Source organism: Veillonella sp. ACP1 (assembly GCF_000286635.1).
Lineage (GTDB): Bacteria > Bacillota > Negativicutes > Veillonellales > Veillonellaceae > Veillonella > Veillonella atypica.
Window position 1 is genome coordinate 46,163 of sequence record NZ_ALKL01000010.1, and the last position, 17,752, is coordinate 63,914.

Genomic DNA, 17,752 nt, shown 5'->3' on the forward strand with positions numbered 1-17,752 from the left:
TACTGTATCTATTATGAGGTTTATATGTATAATACGGGTGCTGATAGTACCATGTATTGGTGAAAGGAGAGGTTACTGTGGACTCTCTGAATGAACGAAAACTATTTCGTATATCAGTTATTATTGTCTTGGTTATTGCTGTCATAGCTAGCATGATTATCTCACTGATTTGGGGCTCCACACCGGTGTCACTATCGGAGATTTGGCACACATTGTGGGCTAGTGAGCTAACAGATACAGCATCGCAAATCATTTGGAATATTAGGTTGCCTCGTAATATTGTTGCCGCATTGGTAGGTGCTTGTTTAGCCGTATCGGGTGCCATTTTACAGGCGGTTATGAAGAACCCTTTAGCAGATCCTCAAATTGTTGGGGTGTCATCTGGTGCCGGACTTGCCGGTGTTATTATATTTATTCTTTTCCCTGGCTATGATCATATTGTGCCTCTCGTCGCCTTTATAGGTGCTATGGCTGCGGCGTTGATGGTATATGCTCTTGCTTGGAAGAATGGTGTACGCCCAAGCCGTATCATCTTGGCTGGTGTTGCGGTGGCTGCTTTTTTAGGCTCTGGTATTTCTGCACTGCTTGTATTCTATGGAGATCGTGTGCAAGGAGCCTTACTTTGGATGGTAGGGGGCTTGGCTGCACGCAGTTGGCCTCAAGTAGAGGTTCTGTTCCCATACGCGTTAGTCGGTCTTATTTTTGCCTGTTTAGGTGCCAAACGTCTTACTATTTTAAGTTTAGGTGATGAAACAGCAAAGGGGCTAGGCCTTAAGGTAGAACAAACGCGGTTTATTATGACTGCTGTTGCGGCTCTATTAGCAGCAGGTGCCGTTAGTATTGCGGGCTTAATCGGTTTCGTAGGCCTCGTTATACCGCATATGTTACGACTTATCATCGGTAATGATTATGCGTATTTACTCCCAGGCTCTGCATTATTAGGGGCACTTGTCCTCGTTGTTAGTGATACGGTAGGGCGTGTTATGTGGAGTCCAATTGAGGTACCGGTTGGCATTATCATGGCATTCTTCGGGGCGCCATTCTTCTTATATCTACTGAGGAGGGATAACTAATGAATACGGCTATTGATGTAAACCAGTTATCTGTCACTCTCGGAAATCGTCATATTTTACATGATATTAATGTATCTGTCCCTGTAGGTAAAATAACGACTTTAATCGGGCCTAACGGTTGTGGTAAAAGTACACTCTTACGGTCTATGATTGGATATATTCATAGTCCTCGTGAATGTGTGACTATTTTAGGTAAACCATTACAGTCGTATTCACAAAATGAATTGGCACGTCAAATGGCGTTTCTGCCACAGGTGCCTAATATGCCAAAGGATATGACCGTAGAAGAATTGGTATATTGTGGACGCTATCCATACCAAACCTGGTGGAAGAATACGGCCAAAGAGGACCGAGAAATCGTTGACTATGCATTAGGAATTACCAAAACGAATCATTTACGGAATCAATTAATTCCATCCTTATCGGGTGGTGAACGGCAACGGGTATGGATTGCTATGGCCTTAGCACAACAACCAAAATTATTAGTGTTAGACGAACCAACAACATACTTAGATATTAACCATCAACTAGAAATCATGGAATTGTTAAAACGATTAAACGATGAACAAGGGTTAACCGTATTGATGGTACTCCATGAATTGACGCAAGCCGTACAATATTCTCATTATATGGCTGTTATAAAAGATGGTCATTTAGTGACAGCTGGAGACACGAAAGAAATCGTATCGGATGAACTATTTAGAGATGTATTCTCTGTAGATGTACAAATCGATACCTTTGATGATAAACAATATGTACGCGTAAAAGGTTTAGTTGAGTAGATAGCTAGACTAATAGTGAAAGAGGGCATTCCCGAAATGGGGAATGCCCTCTTTAGTATGTTAGGATATGTTAAAATGTAACATCAATGCCATATGCTTCTTTCACTAAACGAGCCATAGCCTCAGGTGTTTGTAGACCTGGGTTAAGTAGGAATAGTTTAGATGGTAAGTAGATGACACGGTTGTTTTGTACAGCCTTAAGATTAGCCCATGCAGGATTATCTGTCATAGCTTTCTTCATGGCCTTTGTAATTTCTTCTTCTTTACCCATGGTAACGACGAAGATAATATCAGGGTTATTAGCAGTTAATGTTTCAAGAGAATACGGTACCGTTTTATCTTTGGTTGTACCATCTAGGTGAGATGTTACAACATTTGTCATACCTAATTCTTTGACCATAGATGCAGTTACCGCTTCGTCGGTTTCAGCTGTCACACCTTTACCGGTAGCACGCAATACAGCAATACGTGCAGGTTGTTGGTTTTTAATGGCATCCTTAACCTTTTGAATATTACTTTCATAGGTGGCAATAACGGATTTAGCCTTATCTTGATGGTTTGTTAACTCTCCAAGGAATGTTAGCATTGGCACATTATCCTTAATGCCATCGTAATTGAAAAGTACGGCTGGAATATTGTTAGATTGTAATTGGGATTCATATTTTTTATGTTGGTTTTCCAAACCCAATACCACATCTGGTTTTAAACCTAACAATTGTTCCATATTGATGTTAGCCGTTTGACCTAATGCAGGTAATGCTTCTAATTCTGGCGCTAGTTTATCTGTTGTGCTAGCTCGGGAGATAGCCTTGCCATCTACTGCGTATAGCATGGACAATACAGAATTTGAAAGAACGGCGATGCGTTGTGGATCCTTTGGTACAGTATAGGTTTCACCATTAAATGTGAGTTCCTTTGTAGTAGCAGAAGAGCTGGATGTGGATTTACCACACCCAGCTATTGCTAGTACAATCATGACCAAAGCAAGACTACAGAGTAGTAGTTTTTTCATGATGTACTCCTATGTACGTTATATAACGATACTAGTTAAATTGTAGATTGATTATTTTTGTAATGCGTCCCAGGATTCGTTAGCACGTTCAACGAATAATTTACGGATGTTAGGATTTTCACCTAAGCCATGGATGTAAGTGTCAACTTTGAAGCCTTCTTTTTCAAGAATGGATTTATGGGAATCTGGTTCATTACCAGCCATGTCATTGTTTGCATGGTCGCCTGCAACCATCATGAATGGCATCAATGTAACGTGCTTAATACCATGTAATTTTAATTGAGGGATAACTTGTTCAAGATTTGGAGTACCTTCTACTGTGTAGACGAATACATTTTTCATACCAAGAGTATGGATACGGTCTTGAATTACAGAATAGTAAGCATTGGAAGGATCTGGAGTACCATGAGCCATGATAAGAAGACCGTCTTCTTTGCCTAATTTAGGGAATTGAGATTGAACAGCTTTTAATGTTTCAATAACTTGGTCAGTTTGGTTTTCTTGACCCATCCAGTACATAAGAGATGTACCAAGTGTCATTTTTTTGAAATTATCTTTGTACAAATTATATACTGCTGCATCGTAGTTGTATTCCATACCAGGAATTACATCAAGGGATGCTAATGCAACGCGAGTGTAACCGTCTTTTTTAAGTTCAGCCAATGCTTCTTCAGGAGTTGGGTAAGTAATACCTTCTTTTTGTTGGATACGATCACGAATAATATGGCTTGTGAAAGCTGTAATTACTTTTGTGTTTGGATGAGCTGCTTTAATAGCATCTACAGTTGCATCGATTGTTTTCGCACGAGTATCTTTATAAGTTGTACCAAAGCTCATAACAACCATAGCATCTTTGTTTGGCAAGTTTTGTAAAGCTTCAGTATTGTGTGTACGAACACCGATTGCAGAAGCTTCTTTTAATGCTGGAGTAGCGTCTTTTACTTCAGGATTTAATTGGTATGCAGCGTGACCAAGTACAGGAGCACCAAATGTCAATGCGAAAGCCGCCAATGCAGCAGAAACAGTTAATGCTTGTTTTTTTACACTAATCATAAGTGAATCACCTCATTAAACAACATCATCTGACTATGCAGACATAACAATATTATCTATAATCTATCGTAGCAACCTAGGGTATGTATGTCAATAAACCCCATACCTGTACACGTATAAATAATACGACCGTTTTTTATAAAAAATCATAATAAATGAGGAATAATCTTATGTTTTATAAAAATATTCTTATTGGTTATGACGGTATAATTATAAGTAATTCGATATTTATGATAGGATTTATCATTTTGTTTTGTTAAAATGATTAATTATATAAGATGTTAAATTAATAGAGAGGATTTTATTTTCTGTGGAGAAACAATTATTAAGATTTTTAAATGACCAACGTTTTAGATGGGTTTCATCGTTAATTTTACTGGTCGGCTTCTTTATAGGTAGTTTGCAAGATGTTAATTATGAGTTCTCTATAGCAGTTTTAGAAGGTATGTTTCCTGCATTTTTATATGCTTGTATTTTCTTAATACCTGTATATAGAAGAAGAAAACTGTATAAGCTTATATATAATCGAGCATTAAGAATATGTGGATCAAAAAGAAAAGTATTTTTATATATTCTATTATTCTATTAGGACTGCATGGTAAATTACTGGGAATCAATATAGCCCATAAAAATAAGTTCAAATGGGCAGTCATCATACTTGCTTATATTATTTTTGTGGGGTGGTCGATACAAAGTGAGATGCCATTTGTTTTAAAATTACTAGTTATACTTATAGCGACATATAGATTTGTGGTTGCTATAAACTCGTAAAGAGAAAGAAGTCTGTTGGAGCATAGTGAGATATTTGCACCTTTCTGATCATAAGGAGTCGTAAATAATGATAAAGAGTAATTTTACTAATGAAACTGTTAAAATTTTAAAAAGTAGTATAGATAAAACTGTAGAAAATATTTATACGTTGGATTTGATTGAAAACAATACTGAAATATTATCCTATACAAAGGAAATTAGTGATGGAATTATTTATATTGAATTCTCTGATTTTGTGTTGCAATTTATGAACTGTCCTTTAGTGTTTGAAAATATAGAGGATTATGCATCTTTAGATCTTAGAATGCTTACCAAAGAAGAGTTTTTGGCAGCTACATCAAAATATACATTGATTACCCATCAAATAAATTCTCCTATAATAGATATACAAAATGTTAATGATAAATTTATTAATTGGTGTGGAAATAATATTGATGTAGATATCGCATTGAAGGTAATAATATTAAATCATGTGTATTATATAGTTTTATGGGATAACCTACCTGGTGAAATAAATTTCATTTGTACTGACGATATAATAAGTGAAGAAAAAGATTGGTTGAGAGATCGAATTACTGGATATTGGAAAGCTAAGTCACCTAATTTTTCCTTATTTAATCGACGTGAAGTAAGTCTGAGTGAACGCCTAAATACAATCTAATATATATAGTGAATAATTATATGATAATATTTCTCATTGACTTTCATACGCCAATCTTGTATTATTAGTACATATATTAGTACATAGTAGTTGATAATAATTTTCATTTATGAAAATTATTTCATATATATGGGTATATGGAGGTCACATATGAAAGGTATAATCATTGCATCCTTTGGATCAATTTATAAAGAAGCAGTGGAAACATCCATTGGCACTATAGAGTCTAAAGTTCGTTCCTTATACAGAGATGTAGAGGTTCGACGCGTATTTTTGTCTGATGCATTAGTGGAAAAGTGGAATGAAAAATATGATGATACGATTGCTTCTTTCACCGACGTCATGCAAGAATTTAGCCGCAAGGGAATTGATGAGGTATATATTCAACCGATTACTCTTGTAGCGGATCAATGCTATCAACAAATGCGTAAGCAAGCACTTAAGTTCTTACATAGCAGTGAATATAATTTCTCTCAAGTTAATATTGGTAAACCCTTATTAACATCATTAGGTGTTAAAAATTACGCTGATGATTATGAAGCTACATTAGATGGCATCATGCGTCATATTAATACTAAATCTCTTAATAAATCCGTTTTATTAATGGCAAATGGTCAAAATCAATTGGAATTCTCCACATTACAATTGAAAGCTATGTATGGTTCTGCTCCTAATGTAGCTGTATTTACTACAAATGGTTTCCCTACATTTAAGCAGGCCTTAACATTGGTAGATAGAATGGGTCATAAAGATGTACTCGTTGTACCATTGGCTTTGATTGGTTCTACTCATTTAATGGATTATCTTGGCGGTGATCGTTCCGATTCTATTTATGCACTTTTGACAGAACAAGGGTACAACGTAGATATTTGGAATGAAGGACTAGGTGAAAATCCATATGTACAAGATTTATTCTTGAAACATTTAGGTCAAGCGATTCGTATGTCTGATAGAAAACGTAGCTCTCAACGCGAATCATATCAAACTGTTATTCGACCTTCCCGTATAGAAGCACAAGGAATGATTTCTTAATTACTTCTGGTAAGGTTGTATATAAACTCTCTCATAAATACACACTATCTTCAAAAAGCATCCACCTTTAGAGGCGGATGCTTTTTGTTATCCATCTATATGGGTATGAAAGTTAATTATAATATTACCTTTATACGGGGGATGGTATCCAACTATAGCAATGCATGTGGTATGATGAATAGTGAATTATATTTGATAAGGAGACCGTTATGAAACAAGCTATATTAGTAGTGGCCTTTGGCTCAACAGTTGATTCCGCTCGTGAACATCAAATTGATGCTGTTGTAAACCGTATTAAAGAGAAATATACAGATTATGAAGTGCGTTTAGCCTTTTCATCGCGTATCATTGTAAAGCGTTTACGAGACCGTGGTATTGAAATTCCTACAGAGCAAGGCGCATTAGATGCTCTCATTGGTGAAGGATATACAGATATTTATGTACAACCATTGCACTTCACTGGTGGTGAAGAGTTTGATAAGTTGAAACATAATATTTTAAATCACGAACGGGCACAAGAACTTAATACATTGCGAGTTGGCAGACCATTGGTATACTATATGGGCCAAGAAGAACACCCGAATGATTATCAAATTTTAATCGACACATTTGTTACATCCTTATCCGTCAGTAATGAAGATGGTTTATTATTAGTTGGTCATGGTGGTTTAGGCTCTGGTAATTCTGCATATGGTTATTTGCAATATCAATTGATTCGCAGTGGCCTTAATCATGTTCGTGTAGCCACTTTGGAAAATGCTCCTTATGTAGAGGATGTGGCCGTACCTTGGGAATGGCTTGATGGTAAGAAACCTAATAAGATTTATGTGCACCCATTGCTCCTTGTACTTGGCGATCATGCGCTTAATGATTTATTTGGCGATGAAGAGGATAGTGTAGTCAATGTATTGAAAGAGGCTGGTTATGAAGTAGAAGAAATGCATCATGCCCTCGGTGAATATACAGAAATTCAAGATATCTATTGCCAACATATTCAAGATTGTATCGATGATATATATGGTAAACGGAGCAGTCATCGACCAGCGATACCTAATATAAAATAAGGTGAGACTATCACAAACATTTTGAATATATTTAATAAATTAGGTATAATAGTAATGTTAATCATATTGAAATATAGAATAGGAGAATCATCATGAAAGGTAAATTATATGGCATAGGTGTTGGTCCTGGGGACTCTGAATTAATGACTGTGAAAGCTGCGCGTATTGTAGGCGAAGCAGACGTTATCATTACACCTAAAACAGAAAAGAAAGATGGTTCTGTAGCCCTTAATATTGCAAAACCATACATTCAAGAACATACTGAAATCGTTCCAGTTGTATTCCCAATGGTGCTCGATGATGCTACACAACAAGAAGGTTGGGAAGAGGCTAAGCGAGTTATCGTATCTTATTTAGAACAAGGTAAAAATGTTGTTTTCTTAACACTTGGCGATCCAATGTTCTATAGTACATATATGTACGTATATCGTTTGATTGAAAATACAGGCTTTGAAATTGAAACAATTCCTGGTATCACTGCATTCTGTGCCATTGGGTCCCATCTTGGCTATCCAATCGTAGAAAAAGAAGAGGTTTTGGCTATCGTTCCAGCCACTGCACCTAAGGAAAAAATTGATGCTGTTATGGCTGTTGCCGATGATGCAGTTATCATGAAGGTGTATAAAAACTTTGATGAAGTGCAAGAAGTATTGTTGAAACACAATATGGCTGACGACGCGGTTATGATTTCTCGCGTTGGCTTGCCTGATGAACAAGTTTTCGTAGGTCTTGATAATATGCCTAAGGACAAGAAATTAAACTATTTGTCCACAATTTTGGCAAAACGTAAAGATCGTTAATTGACTATACTCTGATGTCTGAATGATTTTAGTGAAAGCCGTATAGATAGTATTAATAAGAGGTAATACATATGAATACTGTACCCATTCCACGTGTTGTTATAGCTGGTACCAATTCCGGTGTCGGCAAAACGACTATTGTTGCGGGCCTTCTCGCAGCGTATCGAGCAAGTGGCCATGGGGTGCAATCCTTTAAAGTGGGCCCGGATTATATCGATCCGGGCTTTCATAAAATTGCATCGGGCCGTGAAAGTTACAATTTAGATTCTTGGTTAGTTCCCCCGGATACATTGCCAACATTTTTTGCATCCATGGCAGGCGATGCAGATCTGGCTATTATTGAAGGCGTTATGGGGCTGTATGATGGTGGTCGAGAAGGTGTGAGTAGCACTGCTCAAATCGCTAAGCAATTAGGCGCACCTGTTGTACTTGTCATTGATTGTAAGGCTATGGGTGAAAGTGCAGCAGCCATTGCCATGGGCTTTAGAGATTATGATAAGGATGTGGATTTTAAAGGCGTCATTTTGAATCGTTTAGGTTCTGATAATCATGAACGTATGGTCCGCGAAGGTATGGAAAAAATTGGCGTTCCTGTTATTGGTGCTATACGCCGTGATGATCGCATGCATTCTCCTGAACGTCATCTTGGTTTGACACCGGTTACAGAAGTTGATCCTACAGAGGCTATTGCAACGATTCAGCATGCCGTGGAATCTATGGTAGATTTAGAGGTACTCTATAAGGTAGCGGCTAGTGCAGCACCTATGCTGGCACCGATTGATGCAACCAAGGGGGTTACCAAACGAACAAAAATTGGCGTTGCCTATGATGAAGCCTTTTCGTTCTACTATCCAGCCAGCTTGTCTGCCCTTGAAGCACAAGGTGCTGAACTAGTTTACTTTAGCCCATTAAAAGATAATGTTATTCCTGATGTAGATGGCCTCGTATTTGGCGGTGGTTTCCCTGAAATGTTCTTGCAGGCATTATCCGAAAATACGGCCATGAAGGAATCAATCCGTAAAGCCAATCAACGTCATATGCCTATTTATGCGGAATGTGGTGGCCTTATGTACCTTTGTGAACACATTCACGATTTTGGTGGTAATGTGTTTGATACAGTTGGTGTTGTGCCTGCCAATTGTGTAATGCAACAAAAACTGCAAAAGGTAGGATATGTAACGGCAACGGCTAAACGCAATACATTACTTGGCAATACAGGAACAGCTTTGCATGGTCATGAATTCCATTTCTCCACCATGGAACCAACCATTGAAGATTTCCCTTGGGCCTTTCACTTAGAAGGGGGCCGCAAACCGCAGTCCTATGATGGTGGGTATGCTACCGATAATGTCTTAGCATCCTATCTACATCTTAACTTTGCTGGTTCTCTTGAAGGAGCTAAGCATTTTGTAGATGTGTGCGAAGCCTTTGGTCATACTAAATAAATCTATTATATTGGTATTTAATTGTTATATTAACTATAGATGCAGCCCTACATAGTGTGACATAGATAATAGGAGTATAGAAATGAGCGAACGTGGTTTAATTCTCGTAAATACAGGTAATGGGAAAGGAAAAACAACAGCCTCTTTAGGTGTTGTTTTACGCGCCGTAGGACAAGGCTTGAAAGTTTTGATTTTACAATTCATCAAAAGTGGTCATGGTTACGGTGAACTAGAAGGTCTGAAAAAACTGGGGGATGCGGTTACCATTAAATCCATGGGGAAAGGCTTTATTTACTACAACAGAGATAAGGTTACTGTAGAAGAACTAGAAAAACACAAAGCAGCAGCTCAAGAAGCATGGAAAACACTAGTAGAAGAAGTCAACTCCGACAAATGGGATCTCATCGTTATGGACGAAATTAACAATGCCATTAACTATGAACTCATCGATGTTAACTCCGTTGTAGATATGCTTAAACAAAAACCAGAACGACTACATGTTATCCTAACAGGCCGCTATGCAAAACCTGAAATCATCGACATCGCTGATACAGTGACCGAAATGAACGTAGTAAAACACGCTTACGAAAAAGGCATAAAAGCGGCAAAAGGAATTGAGTTTTAAATATAGAAAATTTTCGAAAAAGTCCTTGCCTAAACTATATCGAAAATGTATAATATAGTCATAGGCACAAGGTGCTAATATTCTTAGACATTAAGTATGTATATAACTATAACCAGGAGGTTAACTATGGCTGTACATGATTACATTAAATCTGGCGATTTCGCTACTGAAAAACACGTTCCTGTTATCGAAGCTGCTGACAAAGTAAAAGCAGGTGAAGCATTCGACGTAAAATTATCCGTTGGTAAAGACATTGCTCATCCAAACACTGTAGAACATCACATTGAATGGATTAAATTGTACTTCGTAGCTGAAGGTACTCAATTGCCTTATGAAGTTGGCGAATTATCCTTCAACGTACATGGTGACGGTGCAACAGCAAACGAAGGTCCTGTACATGCAGTTTCCGCAGGTACATTGGCAGTATCCTTGAAAAAATCTGGTAAATTGATTGCTGTATCTTACTGCAACATCCATGGTTTATGGGAATCTGAAAAAGCTATCGTAGTTGAATAATAGATTGTATTCAACTGTAAAAGGCCAGCCTTAGGGCTGGTCTTTTTTGTATGGAGCGTATGACAAGTTACGAACATTAACGATTGATTATAAATATAATATGTGTCCGCTATAAAAAGAAATTTGTTCTTTTATGGTGGAAAAATACCTGTATATCCCTTTACAGTGCGGTTTGTTTTGTGGTAAAGTATATGCATGTTATTTTTTAGTACAATGATAAATGAGGGATAATAGTGGCATTAATCGTCAAAAAGTTTGGTGGCAGTTCTGTTGCAACACCTGAAAAAATATTTAATATCGTTGATCGTGTCCTTCATGAAAAGAAAGAGGACGATCGCATTGTAATAGTTGTATCTGCTATGGGGGATACAACAGATGACTTGGTAGCTTTGGCAAAACAAGTAACATCTAAACCATATGGTCGTGAAATGGACCGCTTGTTGTCTACTGGCGAACAAGTAACGATTGCATTGATGGCTATGGCGTTTAATGAACGCGGTCAAAAGGCTGTTTCTTTAACTGGTGATCAAGCAGGTATTACAAGTAGTGATAACTTTAATAAGGGTCGTATTTTAGGTGTAGATCCTAATCGTGTATTCGAAGCATTGGATGCAGGCAATATCGTTGTTGTTGCTGGTTTCCAAGGTATTACCGAATACGGTGACATGGTAACATTAGGCCGTGGTGGTTCTGATACAACAGCGGTTGCTTTAGCAGGCGCTATGAACGCCGATGTATGTGAAATCTTTACAGATGTAGAAGGTGTATACTCTACTGACCCTCGCGTAGCAAAGGAAGCTTTTAAACTAGAAGAAGTTACGTATGGCGAAATGCTTGAAATGGCACGTTTAGGTGCAGGCGTAATGCAACCGCGTGCTGTTGAAATGGGTTTCCGTTATGGTGTACCAATTCATGTTCGTTCTACATTCAGTAATAATACAGGCACAATTATTCGGGAGGATTATACCGTGGAATCTAATAAACACGTAATTACAGGCGTAGCCGATGATACAAATACAGCAAAAGTAGCTCTTGTGGGCGTTGAAAATAAACCTGGTATTGCAGCAAAAGTATTCAAAGCATTAGCAGAAAAAAATGTTGATGTGGATATGATTGTTCAATCTATTCGTTCCGTAGGTGAACCTAAAACTGACCTTATCTTTACAATTGCTCTTGATGATGTGGTATTGGCACGTGAAGTGTTGAAAGAATTACAACAAACTGTTGATATCGAAGCTGTTAATATTGATGAAAATATGGCAAAAGTATCTATCATTGGCGCTGGTATGTTGGGTCAACCTGGCGTAGCTGCTCAAATGTTTGATATCCTTAGTAAAGAAGGCATCAATATTGAAATCATCAGTACTTCTGAAATCAGTATTTCTTGCTTGGTTGCACAAAACCGCGTAAAAGATGCAGTTCGTGTTATTCATAATGGTCTTTTGTTAAACGAACGAGGCTAACATACATGATGGATAGTCTACGCACATTTATGGATGAAATGCTCGATGATCAAGGGCGTAAGGAAGGTTTTATTAGCGATTTATTAGCGAATTTAAAAACACAACCTATTCCCACATTAGAGCAAGCACAGACAGGCTATACAACAGTGAGCAATTTACATGGTATATTTTATAATTATGATGCGTCAGAGGTGACCATATCTTATAAGGTAGTACCAGATATGTATGCTCCCTATACAATGAGTTTTCGCCAATTTGAGGTTGTTCTCGAAGGGCTTTTGACAAGTCGACGCAATCAAAAGTGGCAAATCAAACAAGATAAATAATAAAATCAGGACACTCCTATAAGGGTGTCCTGATTTATTTTGTTATTATATGCGATATTTATATCTCATAAATAAGAATAAGTTATAGATAATCTTTGTAATTTGATAATAATTCTTGAAAATTCGTGTAAATCTTCGTAATGTGGTATAATAAATAGTCAATAATAGATTAAGATTTTACATATATATATACATTATAAACAAATTAGAAAGAAGGGTATCTATGGAACTGAATAAAATATATTCTGATTTTCGCCTTGATCGCATAGAACGTATTGATGAAATCAATGGTACAGCCTATGAAATGAAACATGAAAAATCTGGTGCTCGTCTTATTTATATTGACTCACCAGACACTAATAAAGTATTTAATATTGCCTTTAGAACGACTCCTCAAGATAGCACAGGTGTCGCTCATATCATGGAGCACTCCGTGCTTTGTGGTTCTCGTAAATTTCCATTAAAAGAACCATTTGTAGAACTTGTAAAAGGTTCTTTGAATACATTCTTAAATGCTATGACCTATCCGGATAAAACGATGTATCCTGTAGCAAGTAAGAATGACAAGGATTTCCACAATTTAATGGATGTATACCTCGATGCTGTTTTCTATCCACGGGCAGCAAAGGATCCAGAAATCATGATGCAAGAAGGTTGGCATTATGAGCTTGATTCTGTTGATGATGAGTTAACGTATAAGGGCGTTGTATTCAACGAGATGAAAGGGGTTTATTCCTCTCCAGATTCCGTACTAGAACGCGAATTGATGCATTCCTTGTTCCCTGATACAACATATGGTGTTGACTCCGGTGGTAATCCAGATAATATTACGGACTTGACCTATGAAAAATTTAAGAAATTCTACGATGTGTACTATCACCCATCCAACAGCTATATTTTCCTATATGGCACAATGGATATCGAAGAACAATTGCGCTTTATCAACGATGAATATTTGAGCCATTTCGATGCTATTGAAATCGATACTGAGGTGACTGAGCAGGCTCCGTTTAAGGAAGGTAAAGTGATTACATATCCTTATAGTATAGGCTCTGATGAAAGTACGGATAATCGTACGTTACATGCATTCTCCTATGTATTGCCAGATGTAACACCAGAACAAAGCCTTGCTTTTGAGGTATTAACACATGCCTTGTTAACATCTCCTGCAGCACCTTTAAAACAAGCATTGGTGAAAGCCGGCATTGGTTCTGATGTATCTGGCTATTACCTAGATAGCATCCGTCAACCAATTTGGGTTGTTCAAGCTAGCGGTTCTAATATGGATAAACAAGGCCAATTACAAGAGATTGTTGAATCTACATTACAACAATTTTGTAAGGATGGTATCGACAAGGAATTATTAGAGGCTTCTCTTAATAGCATTGAGTTTACCCTTCGTGAAAGCGACTTTGGTGGTCGTCCAATCGGTTTAGCTTATGTTATCCGCATGATGGACAATTGGTTATACGGTAAGGATCCAATTGAGTTGTTACATTATGAAGAGGCGTTAGTTAATATTCGCAAAGGCCTTCAAGGTTCTTACTTTGAGGATTTGATTCGTCACTCCTTATTGGATAATCATCATAAGTCTCTCGTATCCTTGTATCCTGAACAAGGATTGCAAGATAAAAAGGATGCAGATGTTAAGGAACAATTAGCAGCCATCAAAGCTTCTATGTCACAAGATGAGCTAGAAGGTATCGTTGAACAAACAAAACGCCTTAAACTTCGTCAAGAGACACCAGATAGTGAAGAAGCGCTAGCTACTATTCCACTTTTAGAATTATCTGATTTGAGTCCAGAAGTGGAAGATGTGGAACGTCGTGAAAGTACGATTGGTCATACAAAACTTCATTTTGTTCCTACTTTCACAAAGGGCATCAACTATGTGGCTTACTATTTTAAGCTGGATTGCCTCACTGAGGACGAATTATTCTATGCAGATATCTTAAGTGATATCATCGGCCGCGTAGATACATCCAAACGTTCTTATGAAGATTTGGCAAAATTAATCAATCTAAATCTTGGTGGTTTGAGTGCTGATATTACAGGCATTAGTAAAGCAGGACAACGAGATGAATTCGTACCGCTCATGGTTGTACGTAGTAAGGTATTGCATGCTAAATTACCTGAATTGTGTAATATCGTAAATGAAGTTATTCACGATGCTCAATACACCGATGTAACGCGTTTAACAGAACTTGTACAAGAAGGCAAAGCTATTTGGGATAATGAGGCGTTCCGTAGAGGAAACACCATCGTTAGTCAACGCGTAATGGCTAAGGTATCAAAGGTTGGTAAATTCCGCGATGACGGTAACTTAGGGTATTATCAAAAAATCAGCGAATTAGCTACTAATCCTGCAGCATTACCATTATTGCCAGAAAAATTAGCTGATGTAGCTCGCAAAATTTTCCGTTCTAACAATGTAGAAATCATGTTCGTAGGTGAAGAACAAGAATTAGTACCATTTACAGAGTTAATGGAACCATTGCTCAGTACTTGGAATGCAGAGGAATTGCCAAATAATGTATTATCCATAGAACATACAACGAGCAATGAAGGTATTGTCACAGCTGGTAAGGTTCAATATGTGGCACAAGGTGGTAATTTCATTGATCATGGATTTACTCATGTTGGTGCTATGAGCGTATTAGAAACAATCTTGCGTTATGAATACTTATGGATTCGCATTCGTGTACAAGGTGGGGCCTATGGCGCATTTGCTAACTTCTACGACGATGGTAATATGATTTTCTGTAGCTATCGAGATCCAAATCTTGTGGAAACACTTAATGTATATAAAGAGTTACCTGAATACTTACGTCAATTTACATTAACAGATCGAGAAATGCGTAAATATATTATCGGCACTATGAGTGGTCTTGATTTACCAATGACACCTGCATTGCGTGGCCCTCGTGCCATGGGGCTATACTTTAGTGGTGCCAATATCCAAGATAAGGTAGCATTTAGAAAACAAGTCATTGCCTGTAAGCCAGAAGATATCGTAGCTCTTGCAGATGTGGTAGAACCTGTGTTAAAGGATAATCATATTTGCTCTATGGGTAACGAACAAAAAATCAAAGATGCTGGTGTCTTTGATAGCATTGTATCCCTTGGCTAATGTATAGTTTGTAAACTGAGGCTATCCTCACCATGTGTTAATATAATAATGTATTAATATATAGTATATTATTAGAGTGCATATAAGGAGATACTATTTATGAAAGGACGATTCGCACCTAGCCCAACGGGGTATATCCACCTAGGGAATGTGTGGATCGCCCTTTTGTCGTATATATCGACCCGTAACCAACATGGTACCTATGTGGTACGCATGGAAGATATCGATATGCAGCGCTCTAAGCGTTCTTTTGGCGAAGCCTTGCTAGATGATTTAGAATGGCTTGGCTTTGAATGGGATGAGGGCCCTCGTGTGGGTGGACCGGAACTATCGTATTGGCAAAGTGAACGGTTGCCAATGTATGATGAGGTCTTACAACGATTAGAGAATACAGGTCTAATCTATCCATGTTTTTGTAATCGTACTCGCTTGCAATCCATTGCTTCTGCACCTCATCGAGGTGAAGTCGTTCATCATTATGATGGACATTGTCGTAGTTTAAATAGTGCCACAGTGAAATTGAAAAGATTAGAAAAAAATCCGTCAATGCGTATTAAGGTGACTGATTCTACTATGGATTTCAACGATATATACCAAGGTCTGCAGCATTTTGTATTGCGCCATGGTGTTGATGATTTTGTATTGCGCCGTGGGGATGGCATGTATGCCTATAATTTAGCGGTCGTACTAGATGATATAGCAATGGGGATTACTGAAATCATTCGGGGGCACGATTTACTGGAAACTACGGCTCAACAAATGTATTTGTACCGCACGTTACATGCTGAGCCTCCTTGCTATGGCCATGCACCGCTGCTCATAGATAACGATGGACATAGGCTTTCAAAACGGCAGAAAAGTATAACTGTAAAAGAATTGAGAGATATGGGGTGGACTGCAGAACGTATTTTGGGAGAATTAGCTGTATTGGCGGGATTGATACCTCAATGTGATGCACCGAGTATTTCTCTAGCATCATTATTAACATATACAGCACGAACCGAAGAGTTAGGCTGTGAACATATTGTTTTAAAAAAATCGATATAATATATTGACAATTTTCGATATTGATATATAATAGTATATAAGAGGTGGTAAGAATGACTATTAAAGATGCGTTAGCTGAAAAAGTTTGGGCTGTAATAGGTGCCACTCATAAAACCGATAAGTTTGGGTATAAGATTTATAAGTGCTTAAAAGAGCATGGATATGAAGTCTATCCGGTTAATCCAAATGTAACGAGTATCGATGGCGATACTTGTTATCCAAGTCTATCTTCGTTGCCAGTTGTTCCTAGCGTTGTTGATTTTGTTGTACCAGAAGCAGCTGGGCTTGCAGCAATTGATGAATGTAAACAATTGGGCATTAAGATGATTTGGTTACAACCAGGTGCGGATAAACCAGCAGTTTTAGCTAAGGCTAAAGAGGTAGGTTTGGATTACATTCAAGATTGTGTATTAGTTCAATTGCCTTAGGAGGAAATAATGAGCGAATTAAAAGAGTTAAAAACAGCAGAATATCAAGATCTTCTTAATCAAGGTGGCGTAACAGTTATTGATTTCTGGGCACCATGGTGCGGTTACTGTGTACGTATGATGCCAGTTATTGAAGAAATCGCTGGTGAACTAGAAGGTAAAGCAAACTTTGTAAAAGTAAATGCTGATGAAGAACCAAGCTTGGCACGTGATTTACAAGTAGAAGTATTACCTACATTTGTAATTTTGAAAGATGGCGAAGTAGTAGATCGTAAAATTGGTTTCTTACCAAAAGGTGATTTGCAAGGTGCTATCGAATCTAAATTCTAATTAGATTAATAAACGGTAAAATATATAAGGCCTATTAATGTATACATATACATTGATAGGCCTTTTTTATCTGTGTAAATAAAAATACAAGTAAAAATATTAATTAAATATAAAATGAAGAGGAAAATTTCTATATCGGAAAAATTTGATAAACAAGGCTTTTTCAAGATTATTGCCATATAAAACGATGAGTA

Annotated in this window: 17 protein-coding genes; 15 read left to right on the top strand and 2 right to left on the bottom strand. The window is 37.5% G+C overall.

Annotation, left to right across the window (positions count from 1 at the left end):
- Positions 1 to 77: 77 nt before the first annotated feature.
- Both HMPREF1151_RS03365 and HMPREF1151_RS03370 read left to right on the top strand, forming a co-directional pair.
- Entirely contained in the window at positions 78 to 1,073 is a 996-nt protein-coding gene (locus tag HMPREF1151_RS03365) for an iron ABC transporter permease (protein WP_005379268.1), read from the top strand.
- Positions 1,073 to 1,855: an ABC transporter ATP-binding protein gene (locus HMPREF1151_RS03370; RefSeq protein ID WP_005379227.1), complete on the top strand. Its 783-nt coding sequence runs from the start codon at positions 1,073 to 1,075 to the stop codon at positions 1,853 to 1,855. Before HMPREF1151_RS03365 ends, HMPREF1151_RS03370 begins: the two co-directional genes overlap by 1 nt.
- 70 nt (positions 1,856 to 1,925) lie before the next feature.
- On the opposite strand, the gene HMPREF1151_RS03375 is transcribed toward HMPREF1151_RS03370, so the two are convergent.
- The gene (locus HMPREF1151_RS03375) at positions 1,926 to 2,867 is read right to left on the bottom strand and encodes an ABC transporter substrate-binding protein (protein WP_009661242.1); all 942 of its coding nucleotides are present in this window, start codon (positions 2,865 to 2,867) and stop codon (positions 1,926 to 1,928) included.
- Positions 2,868 to 2,918: 51 nt separating this feature from the next.
- Complete coding sequence (locus HMPREF1151_RS03380; protein WP_005379176.1) at positions 2,919 to 3,920, bottom strand: sirohydrochlorin cobaltochelatase; 1,002 nt, start codon at positions 3,918 to 3,920, stop codon at positions 2,919 to 2,921.
- Positions 3,921 to 4,758: 838 nt separating this feature from the next.
- On the opposite strand from HMPREF1151_RS03380, the gene HMPREF1151_RS03390 reads away from it, so the two are divergent.
- The 13 genes from HMPREF1151_RS03390 to HMPREF1151_RS03450 all read left to right on the top strand — a co-directional run bounded on the left by HMPREF1151_RS03390 (position 4,759) and on the right by HMPREF1151_RS03450 (position 17,558).
- On the top strand, positions 4,759 to 5,352 hold the full coding sequence (locus HMPREF1151_RS03390; RefSeq protein WP_005379221.1) for a hypothetical protein: 594 nt from the start codon (positions 4,759 to 4,761) through the stop codon (positions 5,350 to 5,352).
- 150 nt (positions 5,353 to 5,502) lie between these two features.
- Positions 5,503 to 6,384 (top strand): sirohydrochlorin cobaltochelatase, encoded by an 882-nt coding sequence (locus tag HMPREF1151_RS03395; RefSeq protein WP_005379180.1) that lies wholly within the window; start codon positions 5,503 to 5,505, stop codon positions 6,382 to 6,384.
- 209 nt (positions 6,385 to 6,593) lie between these two features.
- Entirely contained in the window at positions 6,594 to 7,448 is an 855-nt protein-coding gene (locus HMPREF1151_RS03400) for a sirohydrochlorin cobaltochelatase (RefSeq protein WP_005379229.1), read from the top strand.
- 92 nt (positions 7,449 to 7,540) lie between these two features.
- Positions 7,541 to 8,248, top strand: coding sequence for a precorrin-2 C(20)-methyltransferase (cobI, locus tag HMPREF1151_RS03405; RefSeq protein ID WP_005376046.1), 708 nt, complete (start codon positions 7,541 to 7,543; stop codon positions 8,246 to 8,248).
- A 71-nt stretch (positions 8,249 to 8,319) separates the two neighbouring features.
- Complete coding sequence (locus HMPREF1151_RS03410) at positions 8,320 to 9,693, top strand: cobyrinate a,c-diamide synthase (RefSeq protein ID WP_005379270.1); 1,374 nt, start codon at positions 8,320 to 8,322, stop codon at positions 9,691 to 9,693.
- A gap of 82 nt (positions 9,694 to 9,775) precedes the next feature.
- Complete coding sequence (gene cobO, locus HMPREF1151_RS03415) at positions 9,776 to 10,318, top strand: cob(I)yrinic acid a,c-diamide adenosyltransferase (RefSeq protein WP_005379263.1); 543 nt, start codon at positions 9,776 to 9,778, stop codon at positions 10,316 to 10,318.
- Positions 10,319 to 10,444: 126 nt separating this feature from the next.
- Positions 10,445 to 10,834: a class II SORL domain-containing protein gene (locus HMPREF1151_RS03420; RefSeq protein WP_005379218.1), complete on the top strand. Its 390-nt coding sequence runs from the start codon at positions 10,445 to 10,447 to the stop codon at positions 10,832 to 10,834.
- A 233-nt stretch (positions 10,835 to 11,067) separates the two neighbouring features.
- Positions 11,068 to 12,297, top strand: coding sequence for an aspartate kinase (locus HMPREF1151_RS03425; protein WP_005379181.1), 1,230 nt, complete (start codon positions 11,068 to 11,070; stop codon positions 12,295 to 12,297).
- A gap of 8 nt (positions 12,298 to 12,305) precedes the next feature.
- Positions 12,306 to 12,623: a hypothetical protein gene (locus HMPREF1151_RS03430; RefSeq protein WP_038124353.1), complete on the top strand. Its 318-nt coding sequence runs from the start codon at positions 12,306 to 12,308 to the stop codon at positions 12,621 to 12,623.
- Between the two features lie 223 nt (positions 12,624 to 12,846).
- Positions 12,847 to 15,753, top strand: a complete 2,907-nt coding sequence (locus tag HMPREF1151_RS03435; protein WP_009661065.1) for an insulinase family protein — start codon at positions 12,847 to 12,849, stop codon at positions 15,751 to 15,753.
- Between the two features lie 99 nt (positions 15,754 to 15,852).
- A complete protein-coding gene (gene gluQRS / locus HMPREF1151_RS03440; RefSeq protein WP_009661296.1) occupies positions 15,853 to 16,800 on the top strand; it encodes a tRNA glutamyl-Q(34) synthetase GluQRS in 948 nt (315 codons plus the stop codon).
- Between the two features lie 53 nt (positions 16,801 to 16,853).
- Positions 16,854 to 17,228 carry a CoA-binding protein gene (locus HMPREF1151_RS03445; RefSeq protein WP_005376120.1) on the top strand — a complete coding sequence of 125 codons (375 nt, stop codon included), beginning with the start codon at positions 16,854 to 16,856 and terminating at the stop codon, positions 17,226 to 17,228.
- 9 nt (positions 17,229 to 17,237) lie between these two features.
- Positions 17,238 to 17,558 (top strand): co-chaperone YbbN, encoded by a 321-nt coding sequence (locus HMPREF1151_RS03450; protein WP_005376372.1) that lies wholly within the window; start codon positions 17,238 to 17,240, stop codon positions 17,556 to 17,558.
- Positions 17,559 to 17,752: the final 194 nt, after the last annotated feature.